This is a genomic window from Pseudomonas sp. MAFF 730105 (assembly GCF_055380705.1).
Window position 1 is genome coordinate 4482351 of sequence record NZ_AP018438.1, and the last position, 17810, is coordinate 4500160.

Sequence of the window (17810 nt, forward strand, 5' to 3'; positions counted from 1 at the left end):
TTTGATTGAGGGCAGGACTGTGGTGCTTTTTGTGGCGAGGGGATTTATCCCCGCTGGGCTGCGAAGCAGTCCCAAGACTGACGCCTCGGTGTGTCAGTGTTAATGGACATCAAGCGTTTGGGGCCGCTTTGCAGCCCAGCGGGGATAAATCCCCTCGCCACAGGGTGTCTCACTGCGGGCTATGAGAGAAGGCTCTAACCGTTGCACCTGAAGCCAAACCTGAGGAATATGCTCGGATATGCCTTGTGCACCAGACCAGACGTTGAGAACACGATGAACCACCCCAGCGCCCTGCCCGTCGAACAGACCGTGCATTTCGGCCCTTACCACGTCCATCCTCGCCAGCGCCTGGTGCTGGAGGGCGGGCAGCCGTTGCGCCTTGGGCGACGGGCGGTAGAGATCCTGCTGGTGCTGCTCGAGCACGCCGGAGAGGTGGTGAGCAAGCAACAGCTGATCGCCCGTGTCTGGCCCAGGAGTGTCGTGGAAGACACCAACCTGCGAGTGCATGTCGCGGCATTGCGCAAGGCGCTGGGGGATGGCCAGGCCGGGCAGCGTTACATCGTCACCGTGGCCCAGCGCGGCTACAGTTTTGTCGCGCCGGTGTCGACCGCGCCCCTCGCCCCCATGGCGGATATTGCGCCTGCATCACCGACCCACAACCTGCCACCCCGTCGCAACCGGATGATCGGCCGCCAGGCGGTGTTGGAAAGCCTGGTGACCCACCTGCCGCGCAAACGCTTCATCACCCTGGTCGGGACCGGTGGCATCGGCAAGACCACTGTGGCCCTGCGGGTCGCCGAGCGGCTGATCGATCACTACCGCGACGGCACTTATCTGCTAGACCTGTCATTGCTCAACGAGCCGGCCTCGATCATGCCGGAGCTGTGCGCGCTGCTGGATCTGCCACAGCCGGACAGCGATCCGCTGGCGACCATCGCGCGACAGCTCAAGGACCGACATCTATTGCTGGTGATCGATAATTGCGAACACCTGATCGACGCCATCGCCCAGCTCTGCGAAACCCTGCTGCGCGGTGCCCCGCACCTGCATATCCTGGCGACCAGCCGTGAAGGCCTGCGCGCCGAGGGCGAACACGTACAGCGCCTGGACGCCCTGGCCTGCCCGCCCCGGGAGATCCCCATCGAAGGCTACCCGGCCCTCGAATACCCGGCCCTGCAACTGTTCGCCGAGCGAGCGATGGCCAGCCAGGACGACTTCGAGCTGACCGACCGCGAGGTGCCCTTGGTGGCAGACATCTGCCAGCGACTGGACGGGATTCCCCTGGCCATCGAACTGGCCGCCGCGCAAGTGGGCCGCTTCGGGCTGGAAGCGCTTCACCGACAACTGCAAGGCAGCGTCGCCCAGCTCCACAACGACAGCGACGTTGCGCCGCGCCAGCAAACCCTGCGCGCTACGCTGGATTGGAGCTTCGCACTGCTCACCGTGTGCGAGCAGATCTGCCTGCGACGGTTGTCAACGTTCATGGGCAGCTTCAACCTGACGTCGGCAGCCGCGGTGATCATCGGACCACATGTCGCGCCCGACCAGGTGCTGGTGTCGATCAGCCAACTGGTGGCCAAATCCCTGCTCAACGTCGAAGTCGGCGATGAAGAGGTGCGCTATCGCCTGCTGGACACCACCCGCAGTTATGCCCTGGAAAAACTGGTCGAAGCCGGCGAACTGGCAGCCAGCCAGGAACGCCATGCCGAGCGCTGCCTGGCCCTGATGGAGCAAGCCGAGCAGGATTGGGAAAACACCGCCACGCCAGTGTGGATCGCGCGCTACGCCGCCTATCGCGATGACATCCGCGCGGCCCTCGATCGCGGGTTGGGCCCGCACGGTTCCCATCAGGTGGCCATCCGCTTGACCGCCAGCACCCTGCCCCTCTGGCAGGAGCTGTCATTGCTCAGGGAGCATGGGCTTTACGTCAATAAGGCGCTGCAATTACTGCGGGCCGCCCCGTCGCCATGCCCCAGGCTGAGCCTCGCTTTGGAATTGGCCCACGCCAGTTTCAACTACCACACCGAGGGCGGTACGCCGGCCACGATCCGCGCCTTCGTCACCGCCCGGCAGCTGGCGCAACAATGCCAGAACCGCGCCGGCGAGCTCCGGGCGGTGTCGGGGCACATGGCGGTCAACCTCAGTTGCGGCTATTACCAGCAGGCGCTGGAACAAAGCCAGGACTTCGACCGGCTGGGCACCCTGGGCGATCCGCTCCTGTCTTTGAGCGCCCAACGCCTGCGGGTGCTGGCGCTGCACTTTGCCGGCGACCAGGGCGCGGCCCGACAAGATGCCGAACAGGTCATCCAGCGCCTGGCCCAGAGCGGCCACCTCAGCCGCTTCACCCACGGCTTCGGCGTGCAATACGACCAGAGCGTAGCGTCGCTGACCACCCTGGCACGCGTACTCTGGCTACAAGGCTTTGCCGAAAAAGCCCGGCGGGCCGCCAATCTCGCCCTGCAAATTGCCTTGCAGATCAATCACGGCACCTCGATCTGCTACACCCTCGCGCTGGCCGGTTGCGTGATTGCACGCTACAACGGCGATCATTCAGTCGCGCGGGAAAGGCTCGATCTGTTGCGACACCAGGCCAACAAACATTCGGTGATGCTGTTTCATAGCTGGGCCCGCCACTACGATGCTGCGTTCAATGACGCGCCCCTCGAGGCGAATCCGGTCAACGGTCTGATCCAGGACATTGTCGTGACCCTGCGTGCCGATCAGGTCAGCGCCGAGCAACTCGATCGCGCCCATAGCGGCGCCGCGGGCTGGTGCACAGCCGAGATCCTGCGGGCCGGGGCGCAGGCCTTGTTGGCACGCAACGACCCGACCCTCGACGAGCGCGCCGAAGAACAGCTGGTGACCGCCCTGGGCGTGGCCCGCGGTCAGGGTGCCCTGGCCTGGGAGCTGCGCAGCACCACGACCCTGGCGCGACTATGGCAACGCCAGGGCCGGGAACGGGCCGCACAAGAATTGCTCGAGCCGATCTATCGACGCTTCACCGAAGGCTTCGATACCCCAGACCTAGTGGAGGCCGACGCGCTGCTCCAGACGTTGTCTCAACGGTGCGAGACTTGAATGGACAGGCTTCCATGCGTTCTGCAGCGCATGACGCCGATGATACAAATGCCATTGGCCACTGCGCCGCAGCTTTTCCACGGCATAGGCACGCGTGGTGTGGAGCCAGTGGAAACGCACCCCATTGGCGCAGGGTTCGACTCTCAACAGAGACTGCTGGGCCAGCCGTGACAGCAGCCAGGGCAACTGCCCGACACCCAGTTCCGGACAACTGATCACCGCAATGGCCGCCTTGGCGGTAAAAGGCCGGTCGAACACCGCGAGGCGCTGGAACACCACCCGCTCGGGGGGCTCAAACGCTCGAAACTCCAGTCCAGCAAGGCCTCCAGGCTCCGGTGACGGGGCACGGCCGTGCGCCGGCCAAAGCTCAGGAGCGACAGTCCGAAGTCCAGTTGTTCCAGTACACCCGCCACGCCCAAGACACAGACCTGGGCTGCCGCCAGCTCCAGGGCCAGCGGTAAACCGTCCAGGCGCTGGCAGATTTGCGCAATCGCCACCAGGTCGCGGTCGCTGGGTTTGAAACCTTGCTGCCGGGCGCCAACCCGTTCCACCAGCAACTGTACCGCTGGGCATGCCAGTAATTGATGCTCGGGCTCAAGGGGCGATGCCACCGTCAGGCCTGGCAGTTGCAGGACGCGCTCATCGGTGAGGTTCAGCGGCTCGCGACTGCTCAACAACAGCGACACGCCCGGTGCCGACGCTCGCAACGCCAAGGCCAGTTCACGACAGGCCTCAAGCAGATGTTCGCAGCCGTCGAGCACCAGCAGCAGCCGACGATGTTCGAGTTGCCGGCCCAGGGCCTCGGGCGCCAGGCCCAGCGTACAAGCAATCCGCGCCCGTACCTGGCAAGGCTCGGTGATGGCCGCCAGGTCGACGAACCACGCCCCGTCGTCAAAGTGTTCCAGCAACAGCTCCGCGACCCGCAGCACCACGGTGGACTTACCAACGCCGCCCGGGCCGACCACGGTGGTCAGGCCCTGGCGCGGCACCTCGACCAGCAACCGGCCCAGCACTTTATCGCGGCCGATCACCGGGCTCAGCCGTGCAGGCAGGTTGTGCTTTTCGCCTCTGGACGAAGCCAGCGGCGCGGCAAAGCAATAGCCACGTCGCGGATCGTTGAGGATGTACCGGCAGCCGTCCCGCCCGTCACCGAACGCCCGCCGCAATGCCGCAATGTGCACCCGCAGGTTGATGTCTTCCACCACATTGTCCGGCCAGACCTCGGCGATGAGCGCTTGCTTGCTGATATAGCTGCCGGCGTGATCCACCAGGACCTGGAGAACGTCCAGCGCCCGTCCGCCCAAGCTGAGGGGTTCGCCATCTCGGGTGACGAGCCGCTGCTGCCGGTAGAAGGCAAACGGGCCGAAGCCCACCGCCGGTTCGGTATCGGGTTTGACGAAACTGTTCATGGTGATCCAGCGCCAAAGAACCGGTGTGGGCATGGCGTCGCGGTCATCAAACGCGTCTGCCCCGGCTCTCTTGCATCCTTTCCAGAGGGTTCGCCGTTATCTTGGCAGCCCACGACCGGAGAACAATGCTGGCACAGGGTGCATGACGGACATCACGGTGCCCTGGACGGACACCGGAGGGCTCAACTGAACTGCTGGCGGTATTGCACTGGGGTCAGGCCGAGTTTTTCGCTGAACAGAGAACGCATGTGCCGGACGCTGCCAAACCCACTGCGAAACGCTACGGTCTTGAGGGGTAAGTCCGTGCTTTCCAGCAACTGACGGGCCCGGTCGATACGGGCCCCCTGCAGGAACTCCATCGGCGTCATCATCACTTCGCGGGCGAACATCCGGGCGAAATGCCGCGGACTCATGGAGGCCAGCGTCGCCATGCGCTCGACGGTGAACGGCTCTTCGAGATGCTCCATCACATAATGCTGCACCCGGGTGACGGCCGACTCCTGGGACGCCACCGCCGCCACCAGAGGGCTGAACTGGGCTTGCCCGCCTTGGCGCTTCATGACCACCAGCAACACCTTGGCCACATCCAGTGCCACTTTGCGGCCATGGTCCTGGGCTACGATGGCCAATGCCAGGTCGATGCCGGCGGTGACGCCGCCGGACGTGAACAGGCGCCGGTCCTGCAGGAAGATCTTGTCGGTTTCCACCAGTGCCTTGGGGAAACGCCGGATCAGGCGTTCGGTGTAATGCCAGTGTGTGGTGACGCGGTAGCCGTCAAGCAATCCCGCCTCACCCAGCACGAAGGCCCCGGTGCAGATGGAGCCGTAGCGCGTGGCCCGTTGCGTCGCGGCCCGCAGCCAGGTGTGCAACCCCGGATGTCGATCGTTGTAGGCCCCCGGCCCGCCCGGCACCAGCAGCACATCATAGGCCGCCCAGGCCTGGTCGATGTGGATGTCGGCCTCGACCGCCACGCCGTTGGAGGCCCGCAATGGGCCGCGATCAGTGCCCAGGGTCAGTAATTGATAGCGTTGATCCGGCTCAAGATAGCGGTTGGCGATGGAAAACACCTCCATCGGCCCGGCCATGTCGAGTAGTAAAAAATCCGGGAACAGCACCATTGCAACGGTTTTCATCAGTTAACACGCCAAAAAATCCAGAGGAACGCAGCAAGCCCGCCTGATAAAACCTGTGGGAGCGAGCCTGCTCGCGATAGCGGTGGGTCAACTTGCAGGGATGTTGACTGTACCAACGCCATCGCGAGCAGGCTCGCTCCCACAGGTCCGATGTCGCACCAGACGCGGCTTCGACATCATGTTAACGCACCGCACCGGCTGGCAGGCCTGCTTATTGTCCACTTATAAGTGACAGTCTTTCGTTTTTCACCTACTTATTAAGCAGCAGCATAACCATTAACCTTCTTCTGTCCCCGGCGAACGGCCAAAGCCGTCGCCCACAGAACCAGGAGAACTACCATGCTGACCCTTCGCAAAGCTGCGGACCGCGGAATCGCCCGTCACGGCTGGCTGACCTCGTTCCACACCTTTTCCTTCGCCAACTACCGTGACCTCAATCAACAAGGCTTCTCCGACCTGCTGGTCATCAACGATGACCGGGTGGCCGCCGCCAAGGGTTTCGGCCAGCACCCCCACCGGGACATGGAGATTTTCTCCTATGTGCTCGAAGGCGCGCTGGAACACAAGGACACACTGGGTACAGGCTCGGTCATTCGCCCAGGCGATGTGCAACTGATGAGCGCCGGCAGTGGCGTGGCCCACAGCGAGTTCAACCACAGCGCGGACGAGCCGGTGCACTTCCTGCAGATCTGGATCGTGCCGAATGTCAGCGGTGCCAAGCCACGCTACCAGCAGGAGCATTTCAGCAGCGGGCAGAAACGCGGTCGCCTGCAATTGATCATCTCGCCGGACGGCGCCGACGGCTCCCTTGAGGTGCGCCAGGACGCACGGGTTTATGCCGGACTGTTCGATGGCAGCGAAAGCGCCACCCTGACATTGGCACCTGATCGCTATGCCTATGTGCATGTCGCCCGGGGCAACGTCGAGCTCAATGGCGTGTCGTTACAGGAAGGTGATGGCGTGCGAGTGCGGGAAGAACAGGTACTGACGTTGAGCAATGGCCAGGATGCCGAGGTGCTGGTGTTCGATCTGCGACCGCAGGAACTGCCGCAGATGCCGTGAGCCCTCACCGGGGGGAACGAGCTTGCTTATGACAGCGGGGTATCGGCCGGCATGGATGCAAGCCGGCCGATACCCCGCGAACACGTCGCTGCTCCAGCCCTACTTCCGCCCAAACGTCGAACGATAGCTGCCTGGCGGAACGCCGAAAAAATCCCGGAAACGCCGCTGAAAATGCGGGGAGCTGACAAAGCCCGTCGCCACGGCGACCTCTGTCATTGATCGATTGGTCTGCTGGATGAGCTGGCGTGCCCGGGTCAGGCGCAACTCCAGGTAGTAACGCGTTGGGGTCGCGCCGAGAAAACTGCAGAAGCGCCGCTCCAGCTGGCGCTTGGAAATCTTCACGCAGGCCGCCAGTTCATCGATGGTCAATGGCTCTTCGATGTTCTGCCACATCAACTCCAACGCCAGCTTGAGGCTTTCCGGCAGCCTCGGGTCCGTCTCGACGAAGACGGGCGGCAAATCCGACGCATCGCCCGATTCGTCACACCGCAGAATTTCCTCGATGGCCCCCACCAGGGCCTCCCCTCCCGTCTGGCGGATCAGCTGGAGCATCATGCGCAGCGAACTGTTGGCACCGGCACAACTGACCCGTCCGCGATCAACGACATAGGCCCGGCTCGATACCTTCACATGAGGGAAGACCTCCACCATCATCGCTCGGCTTTCCGGGTGAACGGCGCATTCGAAACCGTCCAGCAGGCTGGCGTCGGCAACGAAGAAAACCCCATTCCACAGCCCACCCAGTATCGCCCCCGACGCCGCATTGGCGCGCAGCTTGCGCCGCAGCAGGGGGACACCTTGCAGCTTTACACGAAAACCCCCGGCGACGATGAGAACGTCCTGGTTTTCCGGCAATTGCGCCAACTCGATGTCAGTGGAAATGACAATCCCCAGGTCACTCGTCACCTGGCTCCCCGACACTCCGACCGTCAGAATCTCGTAGAGGGGCATGTCACACATCAGGTTGGCCGTTACCAGGGCATCCACCGCACCGGTGAAGGACATCATCGAGAAATTGTCCATCAATACGAACGCGACGCGGGTCGGCGCCTGATCCACCCCCGGCGAGCCGAGTGGCCGATAAGCCATGTTCTTGTTTTTAAGTACGCTCTCGAATGCGCTTGGCATAGGGCCTCTTCCTGAAGACGATCAGACTTGCGCCACTCTCGCATCTCAGGCAAGCGGCCATGGTATGGGGAACGTCGCTATCGTGTGGATTAGCGACGCGGGACGCCTTTAAGTACCTGCGGCTCTAAAGTCTGTTCGCCTTTAGTCGATAGGCTGAGAGTAGACATGGGCGCTTCCTTTCCAGCACTCGCAACTTACACCGCCATTGTTTCCGCCGACCCAACACTTATAAATACCCGCGGGAGAAGTCATGAATATCAAACAGAAGCTGACATGGGCGTTCGCGACCATCGCCTGCCTTCCGGTCGTCCTGGTGGCGGTGCTCGTCGTGCTGAACCTGCGCGAAGCGGCAAAAACCAACTTCCTCGACAGCAGCGGCCGGGAAATCCGCCAGATCGACAATGGCATGAAGACGTTCTTCGATGGCATCAGTCAGAACGTCGAATTCTTCGCCAAGGACCCGCGGATCGTGGCGGCAAAGGACCTGAAAAACTATTCCGCCGCCGACGCGGCACAAACGCCACTCCCTGAAACCAATAAACAGATCCTGGATATCTTCGACCGCTTCGCCAAGAGCCATCCGACCACCGCCTATCTTTCCGTGGGCCTTGCCGATGGCGGCTATGCCAGCTGGCCGGATGACCCCAAGATCTCCAACTACGACCCACGCGTGCGCCCATGGTACAAGGCCGCCATCGCCTCGCCTGGCGTGACTGTGCGCACAGACGCCTATTACTGGGCGCCGGATGATATATCGCTGATCGGCATCGTTCACACGGTATCCGACGCTGCCGGCAAACTGGTGGGCGTCGTCGGCCTCGACGTGTCGCTCAAGCAACTGACCGAACTGGTCAAGAACATCAAGCTGGGCGAAAGCGGCTACCTCATCCTGGTCGAGGGGAACGGCAACGTGCTGGTGGATGCCAGCGACGCCAAGCACAACTTCAAGCCTCTCGCCGACCTGGGCCCCAACTATGCCGCGCTGGCCAAGAGCGGCGACGGCATGACCCAGGTCGAGATCGATGGCGTGTCCTACATGGTCAACATCGTCACCTCCAAGAGCCTGGGCTGGCGCTTCATCGGCCTGATCAAAAGCGACGAAGTCATGGCCGGGGCCTCAAGCCTCACCTGGTTGATCGCGATTATCGCAGCGGTATTGGCAGTGATCTTCGCGGTCGTTGGGGCAAGCTTCGCCAGCGTCATCGTGCGACCGATTCGCGGCGTTGCAAACGGCTTGCAGGAAATCGCCGAAGGTGAAGGCGACCTCACCCGTCAACTCTCCGTACAAGGCAAGGACGAAACGGCCACCCTGGCCAGCTGGTTCAACCAGTTCCTGGGCATGATTGCACAGTTGGTACAGCGAATCGGCAGTGCCTCCTCCGACTTGCAAAGCGCGGCGGCCGACACCAGCGAAGTCGCCACCAACATGAACGAAGCCGCCGGTCGCCAACGCCAGGCAGTGGAGCTGGTCAGCACCGCCTTCAATGAAATGGTCGCGACCGCCAACGAAGTGGCCCGCTCCTGCAGCCAGGCCGCCACCAGCGCGGACACCGGCTACCGTGATGTGCACGATGGCCAGCATCACATCGGCGAAGCCACCGGCAGCGTGCTGAAACTGAGCGAAGACCTGCAGCAGTCGACCCAGACCATGCAGGCACTCGAGCAGGACAGCAAGAACATCAACACCATCCTCGACACCATCCGCTCGATTGCCGAGCAGACCAACCTGTTAGCCCTCAACGCCGCCATCGAAGCCGCGCGCGCCGGCGACCAGGGTCGCGGATTCGCCGTCGTGGCCGATGAAGTACGGGCCCTGGCACGGCGCACCGCCGACTCCACCGGCGAGATCGACAGCCTGCTCGGTAATCTGGCCCGCCGCACCCAGGAAGTGACCCAGCAGATGCAGAGCAGCCTGCTGGTGTCGCAAACCAGCGTGGAACGCATCCAACAGGCCCGCGACAGTTTCGACAAGATCCGCAACTCGGTGGACTCGATCCGCGACCAGAACACCCAGATCGCCACCGCCGCCGAGGAACAGCACCAGGTGGCCGAAGACATCAACCGGCACATCGCGCAGATCCATGCCGATGCGCAGCTGGTCGAGGAGTTTGCCCACTCGGCGCAGACCGGTTCGGGCCGTTTGACGGACATTTCCGGTCAATTGAGGGGGTTGGTGGGGCGATTCAAGTTCTAGGCACGGTTGCCTGAATGAGCCAGGGACGGCTCAAAGGCTAAATCAATCGCGAACCCTCCCGCTCGTTCAAGACACCTTCAGTCAAACAGGCACAACCTCTAAAAGTCCTCGGTAGCGCCCCCCCCTGAATCGGTTCACGCCCTACAGCCGAGGACTTACCCTCCCGACGCCAGTCGAACGATCGCCTCCCGGCTTCCCGCTTGTTCGCGAAGAATGAATTTCTGGATTTTCCCGGTTGCCGTTTTCGGCAGCTCCATGAACACGACCCTGCGTGGGCACTTGAATCGCGCCAGACGTTCTTGGCAGAAGGCAATCAATTCCGCCTCGCCGGGCGGCGTTGCGCCGACCTTGAGTTCGATAAAGGCACACGGCACCTCACCCCATTTGTCGTCCGGTTGAGCAACCACTGCCGCGTGCAGCACCGCCGGATGGCCGTGAATCACGTCCTCGATTTCGATGGACGAGATATTTTCCCCCGCCCGAGATGATCACGTCCTTGCAGCGATCGGTGATCTGCACATAACCATTCTCATGTACGACTGCGACGTCGCCCGTATGGAACCAACCGCCGCCAAACGCCTTTTCATTGGCACTCGGGTTTTTCAGGTAGCCCATCATCACCGTATTGCCGCGAAGCAATAGCTCACCGGTGGTGTGACCGTCGTGCGGTACCGGTTCAAGGGTCTCGGCATCCGCCACCATCAACCCTTCGAATGCCGCCGCTCGCGCACCCTGGCGTACCCGAAGTGAGCTCTGCTCAGACGATGGGCGATCAGACCAGTCGTCCTGCCATACACAACTGACAGGCGTGCCACAGACCTCGGTAATCCCGTAGACGTGCTCAACATCGAAACCAAGCGAGACGACCGCATTCAATACCGCCGCGGGGGTGGAGAACCGGCAGTCAATACCCGCACCGGCGACGCCAGCGGCGGTCGCGTCGTTGAGTTGGCAATCATTGCCATGACAATGGGCGCGGCACAGAAATGATCGATCCCGTGTTGGTCGATGGCATCGAACACTGCCTCTGCAGAGACCTTGCGTAGGCACACGTGCGTACCCGCCGCCGCCGTGATCGCCCAGGTAAAACACCATCCGTTGGCATGAAACATCGGAAGCGTCCACAAATAGCGCGGCGCTCTGGATACCGGCCAGTTGGTGAGTTGCAGCAGGCTCATCAGGTACGTTCCTCGATGGCTGGCGACAACCCCCTTAGGGTCGCCGGTGGTGCCCGAGGTGTAATTGAGTGCGATGGGTTGCCATTCATCAACCGGCCAAACGCCAGCAAACTCGGGATCGCCTTCATACAGCAGCGACTCATAATCGATCTCACCGATCGCTGAGCCCACAGGCGCCAAATGATCGTTGATATCGACGACTGTCGGGCGCTCCCCCAGCAGTTCGATAGCCGCCGCGGCCAGCGCGGAAAATTCGCGATCGACAAAAAGCAGCTTGCACTCCGCATGGCGGAGAATGAACGCCACGCCCTCTGCATCGAGCCGATAATTGACGCAGTTCAGAACCGCGCCGGATAACGGCACACCGTAGTGCGCCTCGAACATCGCGGGGGTGTTGGGCGACAGGATCGAAACGGTGTCGCCCGTCCCGATTCCCCTGGCAACCAGCGCAGAGGCGAGGCGAAAGGCGCGGTCGCGGGTTTCAGACCAGGTTCTTCGCAGATCGCCATGAATGACCGCCACTCGGCCCGGGTGCACCAGCGCCGCACGGTCCAGGAACCCGAGCGGTGTGAGAGGCAGATGATTCGCAGGATTTCGGTCGAGACCGTACTCAGGGGTTTCACGACTCATGCCATTGACTCCTTATTATTGTGATGGAACGTTGCGAACGCGCTCACCGGCTCTCGATCGGTCACCAGGCTGTTTTCCAGGCTGGACTCGTCCGCATAGCCAAGGCTCATGCCGCACACCAGCATCTGATCGGACGGGATGGCGAGTAACTCGGCAATCACTTGGTGATACTTCAAGAAGGCGGCTTGGGGACAGGTGTGCAGCCCTCTGCCACGGGCCGCTACCATCACGCTCTGCAGGAACATGCCATAGTCGAGCAAACTTCCTTTCTGAAGCACTCGATCGATGGTGAACAACAGGCCAACCGGCGCATCGAAAAATCGATAATTGCGGCCGTGCTGCTGGTGCATGCGTTGCTTGTCACCCTTTTCAATACCCAGCAGGCCGTACAACTCCCAACCCACTTGTCTTTTCCTATCGATGTAAGGAGCGACCCAGTGGCGAGGGTAATACTCGTAGGCATCTTCAAGATGAAGGCTCAACGCTGGATCGTCATCGAGCTGGGCGATGACCTGGGATAGCCGATCCTTGATCGCCCCCGTCACCACATGGACCCGCCACGGCTGCATGTTCACGCCAGTGGGGCAGAAACGGGCGATGTCGAGAATGGCTTCGACCTCTTCAAGCGGCACCGGGGTCGGCAAATAGGCCCTCATGCTACGACGCGTGGTAATCGCCCAATCCACCGTTCGACTCAACAATTCAGGCGAGAGTGGAGGTTGTGATAAGCGGTTCATGCTCTTGTCCCATGGATGACGAATTCAGGAGAACGCTGGCGCTTCAACCGTAAAGTCAGCCAGGCAACGCAGTGGTCTTTCGCACGCGGGCCGAATCGGCGCGGGTCTGATTGATCAGGGCGACGGCGGCGGCGCTAATGAGACCGGCCAGGCTGATCGCCATGAAGTTTTGTTCGAGAGGCAGAATGAGCACACACCAAAACAGGATAAGACCATTGAAGCGATTGAACTTTGAGTCGCCCGATCTGACGGGCTACCTGTGAGACATCCTAAAATTCAAAATGAAGTTGGCCCATGCCCGAAGGCCTCGTTGTGAATGACCGATCCGGGCACCCAATGGACTTGCCAGTCAGTCGAGCCACAAACCGTGGGAGCAAAGCTTGCTCGCGATAGCGGCAGGCCAGTCGGTCATAATGTTGACTGACCTGCCGCCATCGCGAGCAAGCTTTGCTCCCACAGGACTTGACCATTTGGTCTTTAACTGACTGGCACCAAGGCAAGTACAGGCCGCTAGGTAGCGACAGGATTACTGCGATAGGCCCCGGGGCTGACGCCCGTCCACTTCTTGAAGGCCCGGTGAAACGCACTGGTTTCCTGAAATCCGGTGAGGGCCGCGATATCGCTGACACTCAGCTCAGCCTGGCTCAACAGATTGATCGCCATGTCCCGTCGAAGATCGTCTTTCAGGCGTTGATAACTGGTGCCCTCGGCCTGGAGACGGCGCTGGAGTGTCGAACTGGAGATTCGCAGGTCTTTGGCGATTGCCTCCAACTCCGGCCAATTGTCGGGGCATCGTTCTCGCAGACGATGCCGAATCAAAGCACTCAGGCTTTCATCGTTGCGATACTTCACTAACAGATTGGCCGGTGCTTCTCGAAGAAAAGCGGACAGATGACTATTGTCCTGGGCAACTTTCAGGTCCAGGACGCTACGGTCAAAGCGAACCCATGTCCTCGCCGAATCATATTCAATGTCTGCACAAAACCGCATTCGGTAGTCGCTGTCGTCCTCTGGGCGGGCGGGTCGAAAGCGCACTTCTTGCAGCGGAATCCTTCTATTGGCCAACCAACAAAGCAGGCCATGCACCAGGATCAGCCAAGTGCCATAAGCGTATAAGCGGCGCTCGATCCCATGGTCATGAATGATGATCCGCGCGTCTTCCCCCTCGATCTCCAGTGTCCCGTAAATGTCATCCAGAACGCTGCGAAGAAAAGCCAATATGCGCTGTAAAGCCTGTTGCAGGGAGCGGCATCCGATGACCGTATGACACATCAACTGGAAGCTTCCCCTGCGCATCGGATGACTATCGATTCCGAAAAACTCGTCATCCAACTGGTCCGACAAGGCGATCCACAGACGTGAAAAAGCGGACGCCTCGACTCGCGCCTGCGGGGCCTTCAAAAGTTCAGGATCAATACGGGCGAACTGCAGAATCGGTTGTACATCCAGGCCACGTTGAATCGCCCCGGACAACGCTTCATGTACCAATCCGATTGAAGTGGTCCCCTTGTATTGAGCCTGTGCCATCTTTTCTCCCTAAAGCCATGTGCGGACGGGACTGCCTTCACCGGTCCGCGCTACGTGGCTTTGCCGGCGCGATCCTGGCTCGATCATAACCACGTTCGATTGCCCGCCCCCTTCTGTCAATGTCCAAAACGCTCACCTCGGCTGAGGTACTTGAACAGTGCCGCAGTCTAGTACGCCCTCCGAGATCCAAGATCAGGGGGACTTGTAGAGGACTCGTGGCTTGAGAAATAAATGAGGGGATTGGCCCCATGACGCAAGCAACGCTCTTCTGGGAAGTGCTGATCATGCGCCGTGGATCCGAAGGCTGCTGATCCAGCGGTGACGTGCGCACGTCCGACTGGTCAGCAGCGAGGCATTAATGAATCCCCCCCAAGCGCCATGAGCGCCAATCCCGCGGAGGACGTTTAATTGCCGAACACCCAAAAAATGTATATCGGAGTGCATTTTGTCGACTTTACGCTCGAAGTGCAGGCAAACCAAAAGTGAAAGCGACTGGAGAACGTAACCTATTCTGGTATTCAGGCCTCCACCGGACACCGCTATGCCCACCCACGAATCAGAGCTCCTTCAAAGCTGGCACCACAACGCCCAGGCCTGGATCGACGTCATCCGCACCGGCGCCATCGCCAGCCGGCGCGAAGTGACCGACCAGGCTATCCTGCTGGCAATACTCAGCCGCCAACCCGGACGCGTGCTCGACCTGGGTTGCGGTGAAGGCTGGCTATTGCGGGCCCTGGCTGGGCGGGGCATCCAGGCCGTTGGAGTAGATGGCGATGCCACGCTGGTGGCGTCCGCACGGACGGCCGGTTCTTCGCCCGTGCACCTGGCCAGCTATGAAGCGCTGGAGCAGGCGAAGGTGGATATTGGCAGCGACTACGACCTGATCTGCGCCAACTTTGCCCTGTTGCACCAGGACATCATCCCCCTGCTCACCGCCATGAAGGCTCTGCTCGTCCCTGGCGGCGCCCTGGTGATCCAGACCTTGCATCCCTGGGTCGCCGCCGCGGGCGACTATCAGGATGGTTGGCGGCAGGAACACTTCGAAGGTTTCAAGGGACAGTGGCAGCCCATGCCGTGGTACCTGCGCACCCTGCCCAGCTGGTTCAATGCCCTGGACATGGCTGGCTTTCGGCTGACGGGCCTGCAGGAACCGCAACACCCGCAGAGCACGGTGCCGCAGTCATTGTTGCTGGTGGCTGAATGAGAGCCGCCGATGCGCCGGATGACTTCGGCGCATAATCCTTGCACACTCCCTGCGCGGTGCCAGCCAGTGCAAGCTCTGTCGTACCACAATTCAAGCGCCCGAGGATGAACATACGTTCATCCCAATCACCGTCAAACGCGTCTACCCTGCGGGTTACAACATAGTGACTACAGGAGTACCCACCATGTTTTCGCACGAAAGCACGCCGTTGATTTTAATGTTCGTCATCTTGCTGCTGTGCACGCTTGCAGCTGTTCTACACCCGGTTCACGCTCTCTTTGACCGGGTTCGCAAGCGCAGGGAATCATCTGCCGAGGTGGCGAAAGAGGTGGACTCGCACTGAATGTATTCTCTGAACAGCCCGGCGGTGTCCGGGCTTTTTTGTGCCTGTGCCTCGAATCGCGGTCATGGACGACCTGGCTGGAGTCAGGCAAGCGGTAACCAGACACACACTTCGAAACCCTCCTGTCGACCTGTCGCAGGGGACACCAATTTCATTCTCCCGTTGACCCCTTGCACGATGGTTTTCGTAATCGCCAACCCCAACCCTGAACCACTGTTTTCACTGTGACCACGTACAAAGCGCTCTGTAAGACGCTGCAGTACCGACTGCGGCACCGCAGGGCCGCCATTGACCACCCGCAATAGCGCCTCTTCGGTGAGGCTGATTTCTATCGGTTGATCTGCTGCCCCATACTTGAGCGCATTCTCGATCAGGTTGCGCAGGAGGATGCCAAAGGCGTCCGGATCGATGCTTGAGTACACGCTGGCTTGGCCGGGCAAATGCAACTCGATGCGCTGACCATTGCGCTGGTTCCATTCATCGACCCCATGGGCGAGCAATGGAATCAGGTCCTGAGGTGTTTCGGACAGCAGCCCACCGCCCTCGGCCTTGGCCAGTTGCATGAGCTTTTCCGAAAGCCGCGCCAACTCGCGCAATGCGTTTTCGATCTTCGCCGCTCGTACTCGCAACGGGCCTTCGGGCGCCTCGTGGTGTAGCCGCTGGATCTGCGCCAGGGTCGCGGCCAATGGCGTGCGCAGCTCATGGGCGCTGTTGGCGGTAAAGCTGCGTTCGGCTTCCAGGGCCTTGCGCAAACGCTCCAGCAGATGGTTGACGGCCTCGGCCAACGGATCAATTTCTGCCGGCAGGCGGGCCACCTTGATCGGCGATAAATCACCCACGCCTCGCGCCTCGACCGCACGACGATATGCCAGCACACTGCGCAGACTGATTCGCACGAACAACCAAGTGCCCAACAGGCTGATGGGAATCAGCGCCAACAGTGGCAACAACAAGGCAAACAGAGCTTCTCGCGCGGCTTCACGGCGATGCCCCAGCGGCTCGGCGACTTCAATGAACAGCGTTCCGCGCAATGCGCTGGCGCCATACAAGCGGTACTTTCCAGAGGTGGAAAAACCCTCAATCGGTTGTTGATTGAAGATCTTCGGGTTGGCATCGTGGGACTGCATCAGGATCTGGCCGCTGGCATCTCGCACCAGGTACGTCAGGTATTCCTTATGCATTTTCAACGTCGCAACGTGCTGAGCCTCACGGGGCCCCTCACGGTTGCTGATTTCCAACACGGCCAGCGGCAGGATGCGTTGCGCGGTCTCTTCCAGTGCGCTGTCGAACGCCTCGTTCAACTCATGTTGTACCACCAGCCAGGCACCAACTGTCGCGCCCAGCCACAGCAAGGTCATGCCCAGGGTCAGCCCCAGGCCGAGGCGTTTTTGCAGGCTCGAAGAAGGCTTCATCCGGCCATCAACCGGTAGCCCATGCCACGCACGGTTTCAATCAGCTCGCGTCCGAGTTTCTTACGCAGACGACTGATGTAGACCTCGATGGTGTTGCTTTCGATTTCGGCACCGAAGGCATACAGCCGTTCTTCCAACTGCGACTTGGACAACAACGCGCTGGGACGCTGCACGAACGCTTCGAACAGCGCCCATTCGCGGGCCGTCAGGTCCACAATGGTACCGTCACGCTGCACAGTGCGGGCGCTCATGTCCACCTGCAGGTTACCGAGCCTGATCTGCGGGTTGGGGTTGCCGCTGTAACGTCGGGCCACCGCGGCGACACGGGCAGAGAGCTCGGACAGGTCGAACGGTTTGACCAGATAATCATCAGCCCCGGCATTGAGGCCGGCAATGCGGTCGGAAATCTGATCCTGGGCCGTCAGGATAATCACCGGGGTCACATTCCCCGCCGTGCGCTGCTGACGCAGAAAATCCAGCCCGCGACCGTCCGGCAGCATCAAGTCCAGCAGAATCAGGTCGTATGGTGTGGTGCGTACGCTGTCGCGCGCATGGTCCAGACGCTGCACCCAATCCACAGCGTGACCGTCATCTGCGATCTGCTCGCGCACCGCGTCCCCAACCCAAGGGCGTCCTCGACCAATAGAACCCGCATCTGGCAACTCCTGTGGTGGTTGTCGTGCCGCACCTTAATCGCCTTACCTGACGTGAATCTGAAGATTCAGCTGATTGTCAGGAATGCACTCTAGGGTATGCGACAGACGCCGACCGCGGC

The 17810-nt window shown here is 61.1% G+C and carries 12 protein-coding genes and 4 pseudogenes; 6 read left to right on the forward strand and 10 right to left on the reverse strand.

Features of this window, described 5'->3' with window-relative positions; all coding sequences use genetic code 11:
* The first annotated feature begins 273 nt into the window (after positions 1–273).
* Positions 274–3078 carry an ATP-binding protein gene (locus PCOSP_RS19155; RefSeq protein WP_464709310.1) on the forward strand — a complete coding sequence of 935 codons (2805 nt, stop codon included), beginning with the start codon at positions 274–276 and terminating at the stop codon, positions 3076–3078.
* Here the strand turns inward: PCOSP_RS19155 and PCOSP_RS19160 are convergent.
* From PCOSP_RS19160 to PCOSP_RS19170, 3 genes are all read right to left on the reverse strand, one after another.
* Positions 3025–3354, reverse strand: coding sequence for a hypothetical protein (locus PCOSP_RS19160; protein ID WP_464709311.1), 330 nt, complete (start codon positions 3352–3354; stop codon positions 3025–3027). The genes PCOSP_RS19155 and PCOSP_RS19160 overlap by 54 nt on opposite strands.
* Positions 3294–4487: an ATP-binding protein gene (locus PCOSP_RS19165; protein ID WP_464709312.1), complete on the reverse strand. Its 1194-nt coding sequence runs from the start codon at positions 4485–4487 to the stop codon at positions 3294–3296. Before PCOSP_RS19165 ends, PCOSP_RS19160 begins: the two co-directional genes overlap by 61 nt.
* A gap of 182 nt (positions 4488–4669) precedes the next feature.
* Positions 4670–5620: a GlxA family transcriptional regulator gene (locus PCOSP_RS19170; RefSeq protein WP_139643863.1), complete on the reverse strand. Its 951-nt coding sequence runs from the start codon at positions 5618–5620 to the stop codon at positions 4670–4672.
* 339 nt (positions 5621–5959) lie between these two features.
* Here PCOSP_RS19170 and PCOSP_RS19175 point away from each other — a divergent pair, with 339 nt between their 5' ends.
* A complete protein-coding gene (locus PCOSP_RS19175) occupies positions 5960–6682 on the forward strand; it encodes a pirin family protein (RefSeq protein WP_464709313.1) in 723 nt (240 codons plus the stop codon).
* Between the two features lie 99 nt (positions 6683–6781).
* On the opposite strand, the gene PCOSP_RS19180 is transcribed toward PCOSP_RS19175, so the two are convergent.
* A complete protein-coding gene (locus PCOSP_RS19180) occupies positions 6782–7810 on the reverse strand; it encodes a GlxA family transcriptional regulator (RefSeq protein ID WP_139643869.1) in 1029 nt (342 codons plus the stop codon).
* A gap of 250 nt (positions 7811–8060) precedes the next feature.
* Between PCOSP_RS19180 and PCOSP_RS19185 the strand changes: the two are divergent.
* Together PCOSP_RS19185 and PCOSP_RS19190 are read left to right on the forward strand one after the other, a co-directional pair.
* Positions 8061–9143 (forward strand): annotated as a pseudogene (locus tag PCOSP_RS19185) (cache domain-containing protein); the annotation flags it as partial.
* Between the two features lie 324 nt (positions 9144–9467).
* Positions 9468–10004, forward strand: a pseudogene (locus PCOSP_RS19190) (methyl-accepting chemotaxis protein); the annotation flags it as partial.
* A 155-nt stretch (positions 10005–10159) separates the two neighbouring features.
* On the opposite strand, the pseudogene PCOSP_RS19195 reads toward PCOSP_RS19190, so the two are convergent.
* The 4 genes and pseudogenes from PCOSP_RS19195 to PCOSP_RS19210 all read right to left on the reverse strand — a co-directional run bounded on the left by PCOSP_RS19195 (position 10160) and on the right by PCOSP_RS19210 (position 14076).
* Positions 10160–11812 (reverse strand): annotated as a pseudogene (locus tag PCOSP_RS19195) (AMP-binding protein).
* A complete protein-coding gene (locus tag PCOSP_RS19200) occupies positions 11809–12549 on the reverse strand; it encodes a nitroreductase (RefSeq protein ID WP_464709314.1) in 741 nt (246 codons plus the stop codon). The pseudogene PCOSP_RS19195 and the gene PCOSP_RS19200 overlap by 4 nt, the downstream one beginning before the upstream one ends.
* A 55-nt stretch (positions 12550–12604) precedes the next feature.
* Positions 12605–12742: a hypothetical protein gene (locus PCOSP_RS19205; RefSeq protein ID WP_464709315.1), complete on the reverse strand. Its 138-nt coding sequence runs from the start codon at positions 12740–12742 to the stop codon at positions 12605–12607.
* A gap of 317 nt (positions 12743–13059) precedes the next feature.
* Positions 13060–14076 (reverse strand): AraC family transcriptional regulator, encoded by a 1017-nt coding sequence (locus PCOSP_RS19210; RefSeq protein ID WP_464709316.1) that lies wholly within the window; start codon positions 14074–14076, stop codon positions 13060–13062.
* A 541-nt stretch (positions 14077–14617) separates the two neighbouring features.
* Here PCOSP_RS19210 and PCOSP_RS19215 point away from each other — a divergent pair.
* Positions 14618–15280 (forward strand): class I SAM-dependent methyltransferase, encoded by a 663-nt coding sequence (locus PCOSP_RS19215; RefSeq protein ID WP_464709318.1) that lies wholly within the window; start codon positions 14618–14620, stop codon positions 15278–15280.
* A 184-nt stretch (positions 15281–15464) separates the two neighbouring features.
* Positions 15465–15623, forward strand: coding sequence for a hypothetical protein (locus PCOSP_RS19220; protein WP_175385607.1), 159 nt, complete (start codon positions 15465–15467; stop codon positions 15621–15623).
* Between the two features lie 83 nt (positions 15624–15706).
* Here the strand turns inward: PCOSP_RS19220 and PCOSP_RS19225 are convergent, their stop codons facing one another.
* Together PCOSP_RS19225 and PCOSP_RS19230 are read right to left on the reverse strand one after the other, a co-directional pair.
* Positions 15707–17035 carry a sensor histidine kinase gene (locus tag PCOSP_RS19225; RefSeq protein WP_464709319.1) on the reverse strand — a complete coding sequence of 443 codons (1329 nt, stop codon included), beginning with the start codon at positions 17033–17035 and terminating at the stop codon, positions 15707–15709.
* Positions 17032–17690: pseudogene (locus tag PCOSP_RS19230) on the reverse strand (response regulator transcription factor). Before PCOSP_RS19230 ends, PCOSP_RS19225 begins: the two are co-directional and overlap by 4 nt.
* Positions 17691–17810: the final 120 nt, after the last annotated feature.

Coding starts and splice junctions, on each gene's coding strand:
- PCOSP_RS19220 (WP_175385607.1), top strand. CDS start 15,465: ATGTTTTCGCACGAAAGCACGCCGTTGATTTTAATGTTCGTCATCTTG.
- PCOSP_RS19215 (WP_464709318.1), top strand. CDS start 14,618: ATGCCCACCCACGAATCAGAGCTCCTTCAAAGCTGGCACCACAACGCC.
- PCOSP_RS19155 (WP_464709310.1), top strand. CDS start 274: ATGAACCACCCCAGCGCCCTGCCCGTCGAACAGACCGTGCATTTCGGC.
- PCOSP_RS19165 (WP_464709312.1), bottom strand. CDS start 4,487: ATGAACAGTTTCGTCAAACCCGATACCGAACCGGCGGTGGGCTTCGGC.
- PCOSP_RS19210 (WP_464709316.1), bottom strand. CDS start 14,076: ATGGCACAGGCTCAATACAAGGGGACCACTTCAATCGGATTGGTACAT.
- PCOSP_RS19175 (WP_464709313.1), top strand. CDS start 5,960: ATGCTGACCCTTCGCAAAGCTGCGGACCGCGGAATCGCCCGTCACGGC.
- PCOSP_RS19225 (WP_464709319.1), bottom strand. CDS start 17,035: ATGAAGCCTTCTTCGAGCCTGCAAAAACGCCTCGGCCTGGGGCTGACC.
- PCOSP_RS19200 (WP_464709314.1), bottom strand. CDS start 12,549: ATGAACCGCTTATCACAACCTCCACTCTCGCCTGAATTGTTGAGTCGA.
- PCOSP_RS19170 (WP_139643863.1), bottom strand. CDS start 5,620: ATGAAAACCGTTGCAATGGTGCTGTTCCCGGATTTTTTACTACTCGAC.
- PCOSP_RS19180 (WP_139643869.1), bottom strand. CDS start 7,810: ATGCCAAGCGCATTCGAGAGCGTACTTAAAAACAAGAACATGGCTTAT.